This is a genomic window from Bacillus sp. ABA4_010, assembly GCF_056159105.1.
The window spans coordinates 3,620,400-3,637,175 of the sequence record NZ_JBSWUN010000003.1 but is presented as its reverse complement, the minus strand read 5'-3'; the positions used below and the strand labels follow the sequence as shown (position 1 = coordinate 3,637,175).

Below are 16,776 nucleotides of genomic sequence, written 5' to 3'. Positions count from 1 at the left end.
GGAAAGAAGGTTGTTAGGTTGGCAGTTTAGGAGGGGAAAGAATGAAAAGAAACAGCGGCAAAATAGAGACAGCGGTCATTCATGGAGGATATGATTCGAAAGAACATTTAGGCAGCCTATCGATTCCCATTTTTCAAACCTCTACGTTTATTTTTGATAGTGCCGAGCAGGGGGAGCGACGTTTTAAGGGCGAAGAGGAAGGATATGTGTATTCACGGCTCGGAAATCCGACGGTGCGAGCGCTGGAGGATACAATTGCTTTATTAGAAGGAGGAGAAGCAGGTCTTGCTTTTGGCTCGGGCATGGCGGCAGTCTCGGCTGTATTAGTTGCTTTAACGAAGGCAAACGATCATATTATTTGTTCACAAGGAGTGTATGGCTGTACATTCGGACTATTAAAGCTCATGGAGGAGAAATATCACATTACCCACGATTTTTGTTTAATGGAAACAGAACATCAGCTGCGAGCGCTCATTCGTCCACAGACCGCGTGCATTTATGTGGAGACTCCTGTCAATCCAACTATGAAAGTCATTGATTTGGCACTCATTGTGAAGGTAGCAAAAGAGTACGGGATACCAGTAGTCGTGGATAATACGTTTTCGTCTCCTTATTTGCAGCAACCGTTGGCTTTTGGGTGTGATGTTGTGGTTCATAGTGCGACAAAATACATTTGCGGTCACGGAGATGTGGTAGCAGGTCTTGTAGTAGGACAGAAAGATTTTATAAAAAGTGTGGCAATGACGACGCAAAAAGACATTGGCGGGATCATTTCTCCATTTGACGCGTGGTTGCTGTTAAGGGGATTGAAAACACTTCCGGTACGCATGGACCGCCATTCGTTTAATGCAGAGAAAATCTATGAGCAGTTAAAGAGTCATCCATTCATTCAGAATGTTTACTATCCAGGTGGGAGAGAACATCCTCAATATGCCATTACGAAAAAGCAGATGAAACAAGGAGGTGGTCTAATTTCTTTTGACATTAAAGGAACGAAGCAAGATGCTCAACGCTTTTTGAATGAACTAAAACTTATTAAAATTGCGGTAAGTCTAGGGGATACAGAAACACTCATACAGCATCCTGCCACAATGACTCATGCGGTTGTTCCTGAAAAGGTCAGAGCTGAAATGGGGATCACAGATGAGTTGCTTCGCTTATCTGTCGGTTTAGAGGCGTGGGAGGATATATGGGAGGACTTGCAACAAGCGTTAAATAAAACGGCTGTCTCTCGTTAATTTTTATAACTTGGATGATAGAGGGTGGTTCGCATAGGAACTCACCCTTTTTATGTGAGGCCAATCGTTTAGCTTTCCATTTGCGGGTGATCTTGCTGATAGTGACAGTCATCGGTTTCTTTCTTTTGGATTTTTCGTTTCCAAAGCAAATAGGCCGCTTTTCCATCACTTGGATGACCGGCAGGATTGTCCATTGGAAATAAAGCGAAAAACAAGAAATAAAAAGAGAAGTAAATGAATTGATCCCAAAACATGGAGGGGGCTAATATCTCCATTTGAACGAGTGTATTGACGATAAGCAGGCTGATAAGGTTAAATAAGGACCCGCCGAGAAAAACGAGCGATTGCGTAAAGCGGTTTTGCCATTTGAGGTCAGAGAATTCACATCCGCCGGACCAAAAGTAAAATTTTCGGATTTCAATGTTTCCAAACGTATAAAAAGTATCTCCACAACCGACAACAATCCGTATGCCTTTCCCGCCAAACAATTTGACAAAAAAGATATGACCTATTAAATGGATGAAAGTCACAATCGGTAACAAAATAAAAAACGCCAACAGAAATTTCCACACATCATATAAGCCGAACATACTAATCCTCCTATTTTCTATAAAAGATGTTACTTATGCTTACCCCCTGTTTTTTCGTTTAAATACATTTTTATTTAGGGGTAAACGCTAAATAATTCTTTCTCTTTTTTCGGTTTGATGTGATTCAGAAAGGGTATGTACAACGAAAAAGGAGGAGATTCATATGAATCCAAATGAAAAATATATTGTTGGTGTGTATGATACAGAAAGTGAAGCGATTCAGGCAGTTGAAGAATTGAAGTTAAAAGGTTATTCGGTAAAAAATATTTCCGTCATCGGGAAAAATCAGGAAGGGGTAGAGCTGATTTCCGACGAAACAGGAACGAAGACTGGAGAAGGGGCAGCGGTCGGTGCAACGACTGGAGGGGCTCTTGGAGGATTAGCTGGGTTATTAGCAGGAGTAGGAGCTTTAGTCATTCCAGGAATTGGTCCTATGATAGCCGCAGGCCCGATTGCTGCGACTCTTACTGGCGCAGTATTAGGAGCGGGTACAGGAGGAGTAGCGGGTGCTCTCATTGGAATGGGGCTTTCGGAAGAGGAAGCAAATCGGTACGATACGCACGTAAGAGAGGGGAAATTTTTAGTCCTTGTGGATCGTGGTACAAGCATTGGAAATACAAATCGCGAAGCCTTAACAGATGACCTTGCTTTAACCCGTCATAATGGCGGAACAGTCGACCCGCGTATGATGAATGAGGGCCGTAAATAAGCGTAGATAGGGGTGGTATAGAAATGCGTGTTTAAGACTTTCCTCGCCAAATCTTAGGGAGAAAAAACGTGGGAACTCTTTTAATCAGCAGAGTTCCCGAGTTTTTTATTAACAGTTGAATTGAAGAGCCCACTCGATGAGTAGCTGTGTATATAGTTCCACAGATGCAAGCTCCACATATTCGTCATCTCCATGCCAATGAGCCCCTGATGGACCAAACTCAATGGCCGGGATGTTATATGCGGAAAAGAAGCGTGTGTCCGCTGACCCGTGTTGACCAAAAATAACAGCGGGTTGATGAGTATGTTTTTCGATTAAGAAGCGTAAGTCGTCTATAAAACGACTGTTTTTTTCTGTTCGGACCGGTTCACCGTGCATATGTACAGTGAGGTGTTCACCTGTAATTGTTTGAAGCTCTTGGAGAATTCTTTCAGCGGTTTGGCTCGGAAGGAATCGAATATCCAATGACATGACGCAGCGGTCAGGAACTTTGTTGTAGACATCTCCTCCTTGAATTTTTGCTAGATTAATAGATGGACGAGCGTAAAATTCTGTTTGTTCCTTTGTAAATGGAAGCTCTAAAATGTCCTGATACATGTGCATCGCTTTTTCAATCGCATTTTCCCCCTCCCATGGTCTACTTCCATGCGCTGCTTCTCCGTGAATGTCAATGTCAACTTGTAAAATTCCTTTCGCCTGTAATCCGATGCCGAGTTGGGTCGGCTCGGCGCAAACGATAAAGTCACCTCGATAGCCTTGTTCCGCTAAATAGCCGGAGCCATAGAATCCGCCTGTTTCTTCATCAGGCACAATTTGGAGCTGAATGCGTGACCGAAGCGTTTTGTTCTTCAAGGAAACGATGGCACACATCATCGCAGCGACTCCCGCTTTCATATCAGCTGCTCCCCGTCCATACAGTTTTCCATCAGATTCAAACGGGATAAATTGATTCGGTTGTCCGCTCACGACATCGACGTGACCGTTCCAAATGAATGTATTTTCTCCGCTCCCAATTTCACATACGAGCATGTGATAGCCGTTGTTTTCTAGAACTTTCACCGGGATTTGCTGTTCTACAAGCCAGTTTCGGCAAAATTCGATGGCGTCATTCGCTCCGTTTTTTGTCGAACTGTCGATGGCAATTAAATCTTTCAGTAATTGTTTCAGCATGTCTCTTGTTCTCCTTCATTGTGTAATGAATAATTGATTTATCCAATTTTAAATTAAAAGAATTTTTTGTCAATGTTCAGCATTTTTCTTGCTGCGTTTCGCTTTTATAACGAAAGAATGAAATAATGCTTCTTATGCTATGCTAAAGAAGAATTCATGACGCGGTAGTATTGATGGCAAATGGGAAGAAGACGTATTTTATTGTGAAAATGGTTTGAGTATCAAAAGGATAGCCAAAGATAATGGAGGTAAATTTCTGAATATACTTTTTTCGTATTTTTTCATTATGAGCGACTATAATGAAAGGAAATAAAGTGTTAAATTTGTCAGCAAGAGGTAGATGGAATGCAGAGAATATTTATTATTATTGTAGGTTCAATCATTATTGGGTTCGCTTATAATTTATTTTTAATTCCCCACAAAGTGTTAAGCAGCGGTATTAGTGGAATTGCGATGATTATCGGCATTTTAACACCGTTTAACACGGGAATTATGAACTTTTTACTAAATTTACCGTTGTTAATTGTCGGATTTATGAAGTTAGGGAAACGGTTTGTGTTGTATACCCTTTTGTCAGTCATTGTGTTATCAGTTGCTTTATACATCATTCCGATTACGGCGGTCAGTACGGATCCGATTTTATCAGCAGTATTTGGCGGTGTTTTAACAGGACTTGGAGTAGGACTCGTGTTCCGTCAAGCTGGTTCGACCGGAGGCTTTGATATTATTGGGATGCTTTTGACGAATAAAAAAGATTTCCCGCTTGGGGCATTATTGTCTGCAATGAACGGAATTGTCGTCTTTATATCAGGGTTCTTTGTGAATTGGGATGCGGCTTTCTATACGATGCTCTCCATTTTTGTGACAGGGAAAGTAGTAGATGCAATTCATACTCGTCATATTAAGTTAACGTTGACCATTATTACAAACAAAGGTGAGGAAATGAAGCAAGAACTTCTCGAAAACCTTGTAAGGGGAGTAACGGTTATGGATGGAGAAGGGGCGTATTCGAGAGAACGTCGGAAAATTTTAATGACGGTTATCTCCCGTTATGAACTCATTGATGTGAAGCCGATTATTCAAAAAATCGATCCGAACGCCTTTGTTAATATTACAGAAACGGTGGAGGTAGTAGGGTTATTTCGGAGAGATATGCCTTGATTCACAGCCATTCATACATGGATAAAAAACGTCTCACGAGAGGGTTATACTCTTGTGAGACGTTTTTTATCTGTCAGGGTGGAGCAACTGTTTCAGGTCGTCTTTGTTTTGAATTAAATCTTCTAATGTATACCCTTTTAGTACGTTAATAAAGGCTTGCAGTGCCTCATACAATACATGCTTTAATTTGCATGCAGGCGTAATCGCACAAAGATTGCCGCTTTGGTGAAAGCATTCCACTATATGAAAATCATCTTCTGTTTGTGAAACAACTTCACCGATGTTAATGTCGCTTGGATGTTTTGCCAGACGAATTCCGCCATTTCGTCCCCGAATCGTCTCAATTAATCCGAGTTTTCCAAGTGCGTGAATGACTTTCATTAAATGGTTTTTGGAAATGTGGTAGGCCTCCGCAATTTCTTTAATATTGCTTAATTCATCTTCTTTTTTTAAAGCTAAATATAATAAAACACGAAGAGAATAATCCGTATAATTTGTCAGTCTCATAGCTATAACCCCTTCATATCATGAAAGTATCCTTATCATAGCATGTTTTGAACGAAAGCGTGAATGTTTGAGTGATGGGCAAACTCTTCTCTGCAGGAAACAAACCGTTTCATGTGAAATTGTGACAACTTTTCAAAAGATGTATTTTAAATATATCTTTTAGTGGAATCATCATTTATGATAAAGATGTATTTAAAATACATCTTTAAAAGGTGAGGGGATTGTCATGTTAAGTGAAAGAACGATTGAAATCGTAAAGAGTACAGCTCCTGTATTAGCAAAATACGGTGAAGATATTACAAAACGTTTTTATGAAATGATGTTTGACGCACATCCTGAACTTTTAAATATTTTTAATCAAACAAATCAAAAAACAGGCAGGCAGCAAACGGCTTTGGCGAATACGGTTTATGCAGCAGCTGTTTATATCGATCAACTTGATCAAATCATACCAGTTGTTAAACAAATCGGGCATAAACATCGCAGCATTGGAGTGAAAGCAGAACATTATCCGATTGTCGGCCAGTATTTATTATTAGCTATTAAAGATGTGTTGCAAGAAGCGGCAACCGATGACATTATTCATGCTTGGGGAGAAGCCTATGGGGTAATTGCTAATGCCTTTATTCAAGTGGAACATGAGATGTATGAAGAAGCTGAAACGAAAGAAGGTGGATGGAGAGATTACGAATCGTTCTCGGTTGTTCGAAAAGTGAAAGAGAGCGAAGTGATTACTTCATTCTATTTAAAACGAACAGACGGCTCGCCTGTGTCTTCATTTCTTCCAGGTCAATATGTGAGCGTTCGTGTTCAAATTCCAGAAAGTGAGTATACACATATTCGCCAGTACAGCTTGTCTGACTCTTCAAACGGTGAATATTATCGAATTACAGTGAAGCGAGAGGCGGATAATCAAAAACCAGAAGGGACTGTATCTAACTATTTACACGATCACGTTCAAGAAGGGGATTGTCTAGAGTTAAGCGCACCTGCGGGTGAATTTGTGTTAAATATGGAAAGCGAGAAGCCTCTAGTGTTCATTAGTGGAGGAGTAGGAATAACACCGTTGATCAGCATGGTGAAAACGGCAGCAGCAAAACAACCAAACCGAAACATAACATTTATTCATGCGGCACGAAATGGCCAGCACCATGCTTTGCGGGAAGAGGTTGAAGCGGTGGGTGTTTCTACATTTGTTTGCTATGAACAGCCGACACAAGAGGATATGGCCTTACAGAGGTTTGATAAAGAGGGATACATTACAGCTGAATGGCTTCAAGACATTATTTCTGACAAGGATGCGGACTATTATATGTGCGGACCAGTTCCGTTTATGAAAGCGATCCATCATTCATTAAAAGCAATAGGAGTCAATGAAGAGGCCATTCACTATGAATTTTTCGGACCAAATATGAAGTTATAGAAAACAGCTCTTGAAGGGAGAGAAGATAATCCTTCAAGAGCTGTTTTCTATTTTAGAATCATGGCTGGACAGAGGGAGTTTTTGGTTTTTTATGGAAAGTGGTTTATTGATTGGCCATGGGGGAACATCTTTTATAGATAACAATCTTTAAAGGAGTGCATGTATGATGGTAAAGAAAATTGCTGTATTAATGACTGATATGTATGAGGATGTAGAGTATACGGAACCTGCTCAAGCCTTTAAGGAAGCAGGGCATGAATTAACGATCATTGAAAAGGAAAAAGGGAAGACTGTGGAAGGAAAACAGGGAGAATCGACGGCGACAGTGGATACTGCCATTGATGAAGTAAATCCAGAGGAATTTGATGCGTTATTCTTGCCTGGAGGCTTTTCTCCTGATCTTTTACGAGAGGATGATCGTTTCGTGGCATTTTCAAAAGCGCTGATGGAGGCTCAAAAGCCGGTTATGGCGATTTGCCACGGACCTCAATTGCTCATTACGGCTGAAACGTTGAAAGGACGAGATGTAACAGGTTATAAATCAATTGCGGTTGATTTGAAAAATGCCGGTGCGACATTCCATGATAAGGAAGTTGTAGTATGCGGTAATCAGCTTGTGACAAGTCGGAATCCAGATGACTTACCAGCATTTATTCGTGAATCATTAAATGTGTTGCAGTAAGGCTGTTTTTGTATAAAAAAGCCAGCATGGAAGCCCCATGCTGGTTGTTTTATGCTTGAATGGGAATGTGCTGAAAAGTCTTTACATCAAACAATCCTTTATCAGTCAATTTTAAATCGGGAATAACCGGTAAGCTCAAAAAAGAAAGGGTGAGCAAAGGGTTAAATGCTTCGGAAGCACTGATTTTGCTTAGGGCGCCATCAAGCTGATGAATAAGTTCATTCACTTGCTGAAACGGCTCATTTGTCATCAAGCCACCGATTGGCAAGGAAAGGGTGGCAAGAGTTTGGCCATTTTGAACAATCGCAATTCCACCTTGGATTTCTTTTAGCTTTTCTACGGCATATAACATATCGGCATCATTTGTCCCAACGACTACAATGTTATGAGAGTCATGAGCAATGGTCGTAGCGACCGCTCCTGATGTAAAACCGAACCCTTTAACAATTCCAAGACCGATATTGCCAGTTGCGCGGTGACGTTCAATAACTGCAAGCTTTAACTGATCCTTTTCCATGGATGATATAAATTGTCCGCTTTGAACGGTAACATCCTCGACAAGATGTTTGGTAACGAGGCTGTTTGGAACAATTTCAATGATATGAGCAGCCGGTTTTTCGAGTGCAATGGTGAAATCGCTTTGAGTCAGGGCAGGAATACGGATTGAGTCTTTCAAGTCTTCCGCTTCTGTTGTATGAGCAGATAATGAAAGAAGGCAAGCGCCTTGCTCTGCTGCAAGGTTCCCGTCTTTGTACACTTGATGGATACTGACAGACTCTAAATTATCTAAAAGTAAAAAGTCTGCTTTGTAGCCGGGAGCAATGGCTCCTTTTCCTTTTAGTTGATAGCATTCCGCCGCGTTTAACGTAGCCATTTGAATGGCTAATAACGGATCAAGTCCTTCTTGAATGGCTAGACGCACATTATGATCGATGGAGCCTTCAAGCAGTAAGTCATCAAGGTGTTTATCATCTGTACAAAATAAGCAGCGGCGGGCATTTCGTTCGTTTACGGCTGGAAGAAGTGCTTTTAAATCTTTAGCAACAGAGCCTTCCCGAAGTAAGACATACATTCCTCTTTTCAAGCGTTCCAATGCTTCTTCTGCGGTCGTACATTCATGGTCGGTCGAGATGCCGGCAGTACGGTATATGTTAATGCCGGTTTCATCCAACCCGGCACCATGACCGTCAATGGCTTTTTGGAAGGAAGCGGCGTCTGTGAGTTTACGAATCATGTCAGGAGAAGTATCTCGTACAGAAGGGAAGTCCATCACTTCTGCTAAGCCGAGAACTCTCGGATGCTTATAAAATGGTTTTAAATCTTCGGCGTGCAAAACAGCCCCAGCGTTTTCGAATGGAGTGGCTGGTACACTTGACGGAAGCATCACCATCACATCGAGCGGGAGCTGGTCGGAATTTTCGAGCATAAACTGTAGACCTTTACTACCTGCGACGTTGGCAATTTCATGCGGATCGGTAATGACTGTCGTGACGCCGTGGGGAACAACCAGTTTGGCAAATTCTAAAGGGGTCACGAGAGAAGATTCAATGTGTACATGGCTGTCGATGAAAGCAGGTGACAAATACCGGCCTTGTGCATCGATGACGGTGTTTCCTTCAAATTGTCCAATTCCAACAATCGTTCCGTCTACAATGGCAACATCACCTTCTGTAATCACAAGGTTAAATACATCAATAATTTTCGCATTTTTAATGACGAGGTCAGCTGAAATTTGATTGCCGGCAGCTTTAATTTGGCGGCATAGTGTAGTTGTGTTCATGTTGTCTACTCCTTTCGAAAAATAAAGAAGTAGCTAGACTAAAAAAAGAGAAGAACGTATGGAAGAAAATAAACGTGTGGCATGTTCAACTCTCGTAGTCCAACTATTTACGGCAGTTTGGTAGAGACTCTTGGACCATATTTCCAAGATTATACGAGCGTGTTTTCTTTATTTTGATTTATTCTAAAGGTCAGACTTCTTTTCGTCAATCTTTTTTTCATGACTTCAATGAACAAAAAAATCGCCTCTATTCCTTTCAAGGAGATGGAGGCGATTTTTTTATGCTTGTTTACGCAAGCTTCCTAATTCTTCAGCGATGGCTTGCATTTCATTCGGGCTGAATGACGTTTTTTTCATAACTAAATCATAAATGTCACGCAGTTCTTCATACATTTCTTCATCGAAGTGGGAAGGCTTAATAGCGCCGAAATTCAACACTTTCAGTTTTTCTTTAATTGCTTCAATCATAAATTCAACATTTTCAGTCGTTTTTTGGGATAAATCCACTTGTTTCAGTCCCTCCGCTTGTTTTTAAGAATAAGAATGTATTGAGTACAAGGATGTTTGACTTACGGTGGAGAAGGTATTTTTTATGCTTTTTCTATCCTTCATGAACGGGCAATAAGACTCCTTTTCAAAACTTGGAGTAATGAGAGCCGTTTAAGTGGGAGATAAAGGGAACCTTCTGCCAATGGAAGTTTCCTTTATTATATCATGTTTTGTCGGAAAGAGAATCAGCGGGCAAAGGGGTGGCTTTCCATTTTTCTCATGATTTGTATATAATGTTTGTAAAATTAGTTAAAGGAGAACAAGCATGATCAAAGTATTATTTGTTTGTTTAGGGAATATTTGCCGTTCCCCGATGGCCGAAGCGATTTTCCGTCAATTGGTGAAGGAAAAAGGTTTGGAGGAGCATATAATCATTGATTCAGCCGGGACAGGGGATTGGCATATCGGGCACCCTCCTCATCAAGGAACACGTGACATGTTAACGAAGCATCAAATTAGTTTTGAGGGAATGAAAGCTCGCCAAGTTCAAGAACATGATTTAACAGCATTTGATTATATTATCGCTATGGATGCTGAAAATGTAGGGAATTTACGGAAGATGGCTGGATTCAGTCAAACTGGTTACGTAGGAAGGCTGCTAGACTTTGTTCCAGAAGAGGCATTAAGCGACGTCCCAGATCCTTACTTTACCGGAAACTTTGATCAAGTGTATGAGTTGGTGACAAAAGGGTGCGAAAACTTGCTTGAGGATATTGTAAGCAAGCATTTTTAAATGGTGAACGGAGACAGCAGCTGAAAAAGGAGGAGAGTACAATGGAGAAGAGAAGCAGGCTATGGGATGGGATTATCATTGGCGCTTTAGTAGGAGCGGCGGTTTCTATGTTGGATAAACAGACGAGAGAATCGGTCATGGAAGGAGGCCGAAAGCTTGGCAGCCAAGTAGTGAAGACTGTTAAGAACCCGAAAGAAACGCAGGAAGCCATTAAAGAAAAGTTAAGTGAATTTAAAGCGACAGTTGAGCATCTTTCGGAGGATGTATCGTTTTTAGCTGGAAAAGTAGATGAAATTCGGGAATTAACACCGCAAGTTGTGGATATTGTAAAAGAAACGAAAGAGGTCTTTGCGGCGGAAGAGTCCGATGAACACATGCCCCATTCTTGAAAGGCGGAGATAATATATGGAGAATATTGAGCGAACACATTCGTCTTCATGGTGGAAAGAATTAGCAATGAGGTTTCAGCAGGATGAAATTCCAAGCCGTGCCGCAGAGCTCGCTTACTATTTTCTTTTGTCTCTCTTTCCATTTCTAATTTTTTTAGTGACGCTCATTGGTTTTTTTCCGTTAGAGACTGAAGATGTCTTAAACTTACTTCGTGAATTTGCTCCGGAACAAACGATGAAAATGATTGAGACCAACTTACAGGTCATTATTGGTTCGCATAATGAAGGTCTCTTATCGTTTGGAATCATCGCCACCATCTGGTCAGCCTCCAATGGCATCAATGCGATCGTCAGGGCGTTCAATCGTGCCTATAATGTAGAAGAAAGTCGATCGTTTCTCGTTGCCAGGGGGGTGGCCATGCTGTTGACGATCGGGATGATTTTTGTAATAATTACCGCTTTACTTTTACCTGTGTTCGGGAAAATGATCGGATTGTATTTGTTTTCAACATTTGGGCTATCGGAAACCTTTTTAGCGATTTGGTCTGCTTCACGGTGGATTGTAAGTGCGCTCATTTTATTTATTGTGTTTACCGGGTTGTATTATTTTGCTCCGAATAAGCGATTAAAGGTAAGGGAAGTGACGAGAGGTTCTGCTTTTGCAACATTTGGCTGGATAGTGGCTTCGCTTATATTTTCGTATTATGTCGGGAATTTTGGGAATTATACCGCCACATATGGCAGTTTAGGGGGCATTATTGTCTTGCTGTTATGGCTTTACATTTCAGGTATGATCATTATTATTGGGGGAGAAGTGAATGCTATTTACCGTCAAAAGCATCTTTCCCGTTTATAAGTTGTAACACATATTACCAGGCAACAGATAGTGGCGGAATAGCCATACTAATGATGTAATCGAATATTTTTAGAGGAGGATTACATCATGGCCAAACATACGAAAAAAGGCGGTAGCCATAATAAGCAAAACAGTAAACAAAGCCCAAACCACAAAACAAGCAACAGCCAAAATGGACAAAACGGGTACCATTAAAAACAGCTCAGGATTTTTCCTGAGCTGTTTTTATTATTTTAAGAGGCGAAGACTATTTAAAATAACTAATATCGTACTGCCTTCATGTCCTATTACTCCAAAAGGGAGGTCGAGAAATTGCAAGAAGTTGGAACAAATCAGAAAGATGATAACCGCAATTGAGAATATAACATTTTGTTTAATAATTTGGTTCATTCGTTTGGATAGTTCCATGGCTTCGGCAATTTTGGATAAGTCGTTTTTCATGAGCACAACATCTGCTGTTTCTAAAGCGACATCGGTTCCTTCCCCCATGGCAATTCCTACATGGGCGGTAGCAAGAGCGGGTGCGTCGTTAATCCCATCTCCGACCATTCCGACGGTGCCAAACTGTTTTTGTAAGTCTTTTACTTTGCTTACTTTTTCTTCTGGAAGACATTCAGCAACATAGTGGTCGACATGGCACTCTTTGGCGATGGCTTCGGCAGTTTTTTCCCCATCCCCGGTCAGCATGACAGTATATACACCTAACTGTTTTAATCTTTCAAGAGCAGAAGCGGTTTCTTCGCGAACGATGTCCTTTAAGGCGAGGAGTCCAATGATTCCTGTTTCATCTTTGGCAAATACAATCGTTTTTCCTTCTTCAGCAAGGGAAGTCGCCACAGACTCATGAAAAGCAAGCGCTTCGTCTTTTCCAACAAATTCAGCTTTTCCGACCTTCCATTCCTCGTTCCCGACAGAGCCGATAACTCCCCAACCAGGCACGTCTTCTAAATAATCAGGAACCGTTAGTACGCAGCCTGTTTTTTGTGCGTATTGGACAATAGCCTGTGCTAATGGATGGTTGGATTGACGTTCGATGGAGGCAATCTTTTGTAAAAACTCTGTTTCCTCCATATTAGGACGTACAACGACATTCGTCACCTGTGGCTTTCCTTTTGTTAATGTTCCTGTCTTATCAAGGGCAATGGCTTGTAAGTGAGTTAACCGTTCTAAATGCATGCCACCTTTAAATAAAATGCCTTTTCGTGCTCCGTTAGAAATAGCCGATAAAGAAGCAGGCATAATGGATGCAACCAGTGCACAAGGTGAAGCGACAACGAGTAAGATCATCGCTCGGTAAAAGGTTTCAGTCCACGTCCATCCAAGTGCATAATGAGGAAGGAACATCATCACAAGTACTGCAATTAAGACAATTTTTACATATAAGCCTTCAAACTTTTCGATAAAAAGCTGGGAAGGAGATTTTTCACTTTGAGCACTTTGAACAAGTTGGATGATTTTTTGAAAGAGCGTTTCTTCGGAATTCTTGGTGATTTCGACTGTAATGGCACCTTTTAAATTGACGGTGCCTGCAAATACTTCTTCCTTTGCTGATTTAAATACAGGGACAGATTCTCCTGTAATAGTAGATTGATCAATCGTCGTTTCGCCTGTCACAATGATCCCATCAGCAGGAAGGCGTTCACCTGGTTTGACGAGAATCGAATCTCCGATGGACAATTGAGAGACGTGTACAATTTCTTCTTGCCCGTTGTGAATGCGAGTCGCTTCTTCAGGCTGAAGTTCCATCAATGAAGTGATTTCACGATGGCTTTTGTTCATGGTATACGTTTCAAGGGCACCGCTTAAAGCGAAAATAAAAATGAGCATAGCGCCTTCTGTCCAATAACCAATAATAGCGGAACCGATAGCAGCGAAAATCATGAGCATTTCGACATTTAATTCTTTATTTTCAATCGTTTCTTCAATGCCTTCTTTTGCTTTCGCATATCCCCCAATAACATAGGCGAGGATAAATAAGGATACAGATAGAATAGATTCCTGATTGGAGGAGGTGACCCATCCAACTAAAATAAGCAGTCCGCACACTAAAGCAGCTATTAATTCTCCATGAGTAGAAAGAACATTCATAAAAGATGGTCTTTCAGCTTCTTTTCTTTTGACCATTACATTGGCTTCCAATATTACCACTCCTTTTCATGTAATTGATAATTAGAATCACAATCATTACCCCTAAAAAAGCACGAAAGCTGCCATCTAAATAGATAGCAGCATGTTTCGGTGTTCATATAGTTAATTTAGTATATTATAGCATAGCTGACGAATCTTTGGAAAAATTATGTTTAGTTCATGGTATGAAAAGGTGTTTTCTTTGTGACTAGAAAAGCGGGGAAGGAAGGAGATTTATTACTCGATAATTTCTTCATGATAATAGTAGACCGCATTATAAATGTGCTCAATATCCGCATCCGTCATGTACATAAATGTTTGCTGGTCTACCTCTTTTACCTTTGAAATGAATTCCACCATGTTTTTTCGTTCTTGTCGACTCATTTTAAACAGCTCCTCTCATTTTTTCTTCTGTTTTAATACAGTTTATTATTGTTAGTTGTATTATATAACAGATTTCGGATTTTGTGTGTAGTTTTTTTTAAAAATAGGCAAAAAAATGAAAAAGGCATCCATACCGAAGGAAATGTTGTTATGAATGACGGAGTACAACAAACCTTTTTCACGTTAAAAAAGACCACAAGTACATAAGAAGGGCATGGTCAGTTTTATCATTTGTATGAGGGGAAAGGTTGTGCTATAACAAAGAAAAGGGGTGAGGAAAATGGAATTTAAAATGAAGCCTGAAACAGGATTCACGGCTCAACTTCCATATGGGGAGCTACATATTGCTGGAGACGAACAATACGGTTTTCGTCCATATCAGCTAATGGTTTCATCCATTGCAGTGTGCAGTGGAGGTGTTTTACGAAAAATTTTACAGAAAAAACGACTAGAAGTCGAAGATATGACCATTCAAACTGATGTGGTGCGCAATGAAGAGGAGGCAAACCGCATTGAAAAAATTCACATCCATTATGTCATTAAGGGGAAAAACCTCCCTGCACCTAAAATTGAGCAGTCAATGGAGCTTGCACGAAAAAACTGTCCAATGGTTCAATCTGTTATCGGCAGCATTGAAGTAACGGAAAGTTTTGAGCTTGTGTAAACAGCAAAGCCGGGAGAAATGTCCCGGCTTTTTTCATGATAGACCTGTCTTTTACTGAAGAATTTGTGGTTCGCTTCCTGCTTTTTCATAATAACGAATCGCTTCAGGGGTCATTTCAAGCAGGACATAATTCGGATCATCCGGTCCATTTATCCATTCTTTTAAGTGGTCATTCCAAAACTTCGTTTTTAATGCCTCATTATCGGAAATGTGGGCTTCTGCTTCGATTTCCACATAGGAATCATTCCATCCTTTTCCTTCATCACCAAGTAATACGTGAACGTGTGGGTTTTTTTGGATGTCTTCCACTTTATGAGTTTCTTGGTTCGTTGCGGCGTATAACACTAAATCTTCATGAAAAAACATCATGAATCGTGAATAAGGGCGATTGTTTTGAATGGTCGCCAATGTTCCAATTTTATGGTTGTCCAATACCGTTAAAATTTGATCTTTTAGTTGCTGTGACATATTAATCCCCCTTTTTACGGTCTGTTTTTAATCTTTCTGATTAAGAAGTATTTTAAACATCAAAATGAAAGTAAAGAATGGATAGTCAAGGAAGGAGATACTTATAAGTAAAAGAAAGCTAGTTGATTTGATGTAAAATGTATCCATGGACTCTATACACCACGTTAAGTTTCCTTTATTGATTTACATGTTTTTGTCGTCTAGTGACACATCGAGGGGTTTATCAACATAAAAAGGGAAAACACCCGTGCTCTGCAAGAAACAGAACACGGGTGTTTTCGTGAAGTAAGTATAAAAAGCGGCCCTCCTTTTCGATGTGGTTCGTTAACGGTTTTGTGCTCCTCCTTTCTTTCTGTCAAGATGTAATAACACTATATGGGCGTATGAAGGGTATTATACCTATTTTTTGACAACGCTTTCATTTTTGATGGAAATTAAACTTGTCCGCTGAAAAGAACGGATAAATAAAGCAGGTTTTGAAAAAACTATACGTGATGATTTGAATGGAAAGGAGCCTTCCTATGCTTCGGAAGATGTCATGGTTAATTATTGTTCTTTATTCTTTAAGTATCACGCCTTTTCAAGCATATGCCGCTGAAACGCCTCAGCAGCAACCGTCTTCTCAGGTCAAAATTCCGACCTCGACTTTAAATATTTCAAAAGAAAATACGTATCCGAACGCAACGCATGATATGCCGTATTTAGAGCCAAGCGAATTGGCGAAAGAACTAATAGACACATCCAACGTGAAAATTGAAAATCCAGATTTAATTCGCATCCTAAATGAATCGACCATTTCTAAGTCCATTTTAGGTCTTGGGTCTAGAGCCACCATTTTTTTAGGGCATTGGCCTTTAAATTACGAATCGGGAGAAACGAGTACGAATTGGGAATATCAGCGGATTAATGCCAATCTATTTGATAATCGTGGCGGTAAAATGCCATATCAAATCCGCTATAAGCAAGAGGAACAGAAGCAAATTAAAGGCGGATTAACAGCAAAAGTGCCAAACCCGGAGCACGTCAAGCAAATGATGCTATTAAAAGCGATGGCTAAAACAAATTTGCCATTAGCGTTTACGACAGTGATTGGAGCAGGAACGAAAAAGGATCAAGTGTATAATGTTCCTCCTAAAAAGGTCGGGTATTTGTATGGGTATGCGCCGGCAGTTAGTGAAAAAGGGAAAGTGACGTATGGGGAAGTTTATCTTGTCTTAAAAGGAACAAAGCGAATGATTGTCGTGAAAAATGTCACCTCTCAAGGAATCGGTGCTTGGATTCCCGTACAAGATTATGTATCATTCGGTTTTGCGGTGTATGATCATCATCGGTAAAAATAGTACAGA

General features: G+C 40.5%; 18 protein-coding genes and 1 riboswitch. Of the genes, 10 read left to right on the top strand and 8 right to left on the bottom strand.

The genetic code is table 11. The annotated features are described in order from the left end of the window. Nucleotides 1-41 precede the first annotated feature (41 nt). On the top strand, nt 42-1,238 hold the full coding sequence (gene megL, locus ACXAEO_RS19180) for a methionine gamma-lyase (protein ID WP_474883741.1): 1,197 nt from the start codon (nt 42-44) through the stop codon (nt 1,236-1,238). Nucleotides 1,239-1,306: 68 nt separating this feature from the next. On the opposite strand, the gene ACXAEO_RS19175 is transcribed toward megL, so the two are convergent. Then, entirely contained in the window at nt 1,307-1,828 is a 522-nt protein-coding gene (locus tag ACXAEO_RS19175) for a hypothetical protein (RefSeq protein WP_474883740.1), read from the bottom strand. 163 nt (nt 1,829-1,991) lie between these two features. On the opposite strand from ACXAEO_RS19175, the gene ACXAEO_RS19170 reads away from it, so the two are divergent. After that, a complete protein-coding gene (locus tag ACXAEO_RS19170; protein ID WP_474883739.1) occupies nt 1,992-2,537 on the top strand; it encodes a general stress protein in 546 nt (181 codons plus the stop codon). A 108-nt stretch (nt 2,538-2,645) separates the two neighbouring features. On the opposite strand, the gene ACXAEO_RS19165 is transcribed toward ACXAEO_RS19170, so the two are convergent. Further along, on the bottom strand, nt 2,646-3,707 hold the full coding sequence (locus tag ACXAEO_RS19165; RefSeq protein ID WP_474883737.1) for a M20 family metallopeptidase: 1,062 nt from the start codon (nt 3,705-3,707) through the stop codon (nt 2,646-2,648). Between the two features lie 345 nt (nt 3,708-4,052). On the opposite strand from ACXAEO_RS19165, the gene ACXAEO_RS19160 reads away from it, so the two are divergent. Next, on the top strand, nt 4,053-4,868 hold the full coding sequence (locus ACXAEO_RS19160; protein WP_474883735.1) for a YitT family protein: 816 nt from the start codon (nt 4,053-4,055) through the stop codon (nt 4,866-4,868). Between the two features lie 66 nt (nt 4,869-4,934). Here the strand turns inward: ACXAEO_RS19160 and ACXAEO_RS19155 are convergent, their stop codons facing one another. Beyond that, the gene (locus ACXAEO_RS19155) at nt 4,935-5,375 is read right to left on the bottom strand and encodes an Rrf2 family transcriptional regulator (RefSeq protein WP_474883733.1); all 441 of its coding nucleotides are present in this window, start codon (nt 5,373-5,375) and stop codon (nt 4,935-4,937) included. Nucleotides 5,376-5,601: 226 nt separating this feature from the next. Here ACXAEO_RS19155 and hmpA point away from each other — a divergent pair, with 226 nt between their 5' ends. Beyond that, a complete protein-coding gene (gene hmpA, locus ACXAEO_RS19150; protein WP_474883730.1) occupies nt 5,602-6,798 on the top strand; it encodes an NO-inducible flavohemoprotein in 1,197 nt (398 codons plus the stop codon). Nucleotides 6,799-6,964: 166 nt separating this feature from the next. Then, nucleotides 6,965-7,480 (top strand): type 1 glutamine amidotransferase domain-containing protein, encoded by a 516-nt coding sequence (locus tag ACXAEO_RS19145; protein ID WP_474884294.1) that lies wholly within the window; start codon nt 6,965-6,967, stop codon nt 7,478-7,480. Nucleotides 7,481-7,529: 49 nt separating this feature from the next. On the opposite strand, the gene ade is transcribed toward ACXAEO_RS19145, so the two are convergent. Together ade and ACXAEO_RS19135 are read right to left on the bottom strand one after the other, a co-directional pair. Continuing rightward, on the bottom strand, nt 7,530-9,260 hold the full coding sequence (ade, locus tag ACXAEO_RS19140) for an adenine deaminase (protein ID WP_474883729.1): 1,731 nt from the start codon (nt 9,258-9,260) through the stop codon (nt 7,530-7,532). A gap of 75 nt (nt 9,261-9,335) precedes the next feature. Then, a riboswitch (purine riboswitch) is annotated at nt 9,336-9,437 on the bottom strand. Nucleotides 9,438-9,539: 102 nt separating this feature from the next. After that, the gene (locus ACXAEO_RS19135) at nt 9,540-9,767 is read right to left on the bottom strand and encodes a DUF1128 domain-containing protein (protein WP_474883726.1); all 228 of its coding nucleotides are present in this window, start codon (nt 9,765-9,767) and stop codon (nt 9,540-9,542) included. A gap of 307 nt (nt 9,768-10,074) precedes the next feature. On the opposite strand from ACXAEO_RS19135, the gene ACXAEO_RS19130 reads away from it, so the two are divergent. The 3 genes from ACXAEO_RS19130 to ACXAEO_RS19120 are packed head-to-tail and all read left to right on the top strand — an operon-like array spanning nt 10,075 to nt 11,787. Further along, a complete protein-coding gene (locus ACXAEO_RS19130) occupies nt 10,075-10,542 on the top strand; it encodes a low molecular weight protein-tyrosine-phosphatase (RefSeq protein ID WP_474883724.1) in 468 nt (155 codons plus the stop codon). 41 nt (nt 10,543-10,583) lie between these two features. Then, complete coding sequence (locus tag ACXAEO_RS19125) at nt 10,584-10,931, top strand: YtxH domain-containing protein (protein WP_474883722.1); 348 nt, start codon at nt 10,584-10,586, stop codon at nt 10,929-10,931. A 16-nt stretch (nt 10,932-10,947) separates the two neighbouring features. Further along, nucleotides 10,948-11,787, top strand: coding sequence for a YihY/virulence factor BrkB family protein (locus ACXAEO_RS19120; protein WP_474883720.1), 840 nt, complete (start codon nt 10,948-10,950; stop codon nt 11,785-11,787). A gap of 228 nt (nt 11,788-12,015) precedes the next feature. Here the strand turns inward: ACXAEO_RS19120 and ACXAEO_RS19115 are convergent, their stop codons facing one another. Both ACXAEO_RS19115 and ACXAEO_RS19110 read right to left on the bottom strand, forming a co-directional pair. Beyond that, entirely contained in the window at nt 12,016-13,911 is a 1,896-nt protein-coding gene (locus ACXAEO_RS19115) for a heavy metal translocating P-type ATPase (protein ID WP_474884292.1), read from the bottom strand. Nucleotides 13,912-14,151: 240 nt separating this feature from the next. Further along, complete coding sequence (locus tag ACXAEO_RS19110; protein WP_474883718.1) at nt 14,152-14,298, bottom strand: BH0509 family protein; 147 nt, start codon at nt 14,296-14,298, stop codon at nt 14,152-14,154. 280 nt (nt 14,299-14,578) lie between these two features. On the opposite strand from ACXAEO_RS19110, the gene ACXAEO_RS19105 reads away from it, so the two are divergent. Next, a complete protein-coding gene (locus ACXAEO_RS19105) occupies nt 14,579-14,962 on the top strand; it encodes an OsmC family protein (RefSeq protein WP_474883717.1) in 384 nt (127 codons plus the stop codon). 51 nt (nt 14,963-15,013) lie between these two features. On the opposite strand, the gene ACXAEO_RS19100 is transcribed toward ACXAEO_RS19105, so the two are convergent. Then, nucleotides 15,014-15,430 carry a pyridoxamine 5'-phosphate oxidase family protein gene (locus tag ACXAEO_RS19100; RefSeq protein ID WP_474883715.1) on the bottom strand — a complete coding sequence of 139 codons (417 nt, stop codon included), beginning with the start codon at nt 15,428-15,430 and terminating at the stop codon, nt 15,014-15,016. A 521-nt stretch (nt 15,431-15,951) separates the two neighbouring features. On the opposite strand from ACXAEO_RS19100, the gene ACXAEO_RS19095 reads away from it, so the two are divergent. Next, the gene (locus ACXAEO_RS19095) at nt 15,952-16,764 is read left to right on the top strand and encodes a YfkD family protein (protein WP_474883713.1); all 813 of its coding nucleotides are present in this window, start codon (nt 15,952-15,954) and stop codon (nt 16,762-16,764) included. Nucleotides 16,765-16,776 lie beyond the last annotated feature (12 nt).

Bases quoted from the DNA above. Each gene is read 5' to 3' on its own strand.
- megL (WP_474883741.1), top strand. From the start codon at position 42: ATGAAAAGAAACAGCGGCAAAATAGAGACAGCGGTCATTCATGGAGGA.
- ACXAEO_RS19175 (WP_474883740.1), bottom strand. From the start codon at position 1,828: ATGTTCGGCTTATATGATGTGTGGAAATTTCTGTTGGCGTTTTTTATT.
- ACXAEO_RS19170 (WP_474883739.1), top strand. From the start codon at position 1,992: ATGAATCCAAATGAAAAATATATTGTTGGTGTGTATGATACAGAAAGT.
- ACXAEO_RS19165 (WP_474883737.1), bottom strand. From the start codon at position 3,707: ATGCTGAAACAATTACTGAAAGATTTAATTGCCATCGACAGTTCGACA.
- ACXAEO_RS19160 (WP_474883735.1), top strand. From the start codon at position 4,053: ATGCAGAGAATATTTATTATTATTGTAGGTTCAATCATTATTGGGTTC.
- ACXAEO_RS19155 (WP_474883733.1), bottom strand. From the start codon at position 5,375: ATGAGACTGACAAATTATACGGATTATTCTCTTCGTGTTTTATTATAT.
- hmpA (WP_474883730.1), top strand. From the start codon at position 5,602: ATGTTAAGTGAAAGAACGATTGAAATCGTAAAGAGTACAGCTCCTGTA.
- ACXAEO_RS19145 (WP_474884294.1), top strand. From the start codon at position 6,965: ATGGTAAAGAAAATTGCTGTATTAATGACTGATATGTATGAGGATGTA.
- ade (WP_474883729.1), bottom strand. From the start codon at position 9,260: ATGAACACAACTACACTATGCCGCCAAATTAAAGCTGCCGGCAATCAA.
- ACXAEO_RS19130 (WP_474883724.1), top strand. From the start codon at position 10,075: ATGATCAAAGTATTATTTGTTTGTTTAGGGAATATTTGCCGTTCCCCG.
- ACXAEO_RS19125 (WP_474883722.1), top strand. From the start codon at position 10,584: ATGGAGAAGAGAAGCAGGCTATGGGATGGGATTATCATTGGCGCTTTA.
- ACXAEO_RS19120 (WP_474883720.1), top strand. From the start codon at position 10,948: ATGGAGAATATTGAGCGAACACATTCGTCTTCATGGTGGAAAGAATTA.
- ACXAEO_RS19115 (WP_474884292.1), bottom strand. From the start codon at position 13,911: ATGGTCAAAAGAAAAGAAGCTGAAAGACCATCTTTTATGAATGTTCTT.
- ACXAEO_RS19110 (WP_474883718.1), bottom strand. From the start codon at position 14,298: ATGAGTCGACAAGAACGAAAAAACATGGTGGAATTCATTTCAAAGGTA.
- ACXAEO_RS19105 (WP_474883717.1), top strand. From the start codon at position 14,579: ATGGAATTTAAAATGAAGCCTGAAACAGGATTCACGGCTCAACTTCCA.
- ACXAEO_RS19100 (WP_474883715.1), bottom strand. From the start codon at position 15,430: ATGTCACAGCAACTAAAAGATCAAATTTTAACGGTATTGGACAACCAT.
- ACXAEO_RS19095 (WP_474883713.1), top strand. From the start codon at position 15,952: ATGCTTCGGAAGATGTCATGGTTAATTATTGTTCTTTATTCTTTAAGT.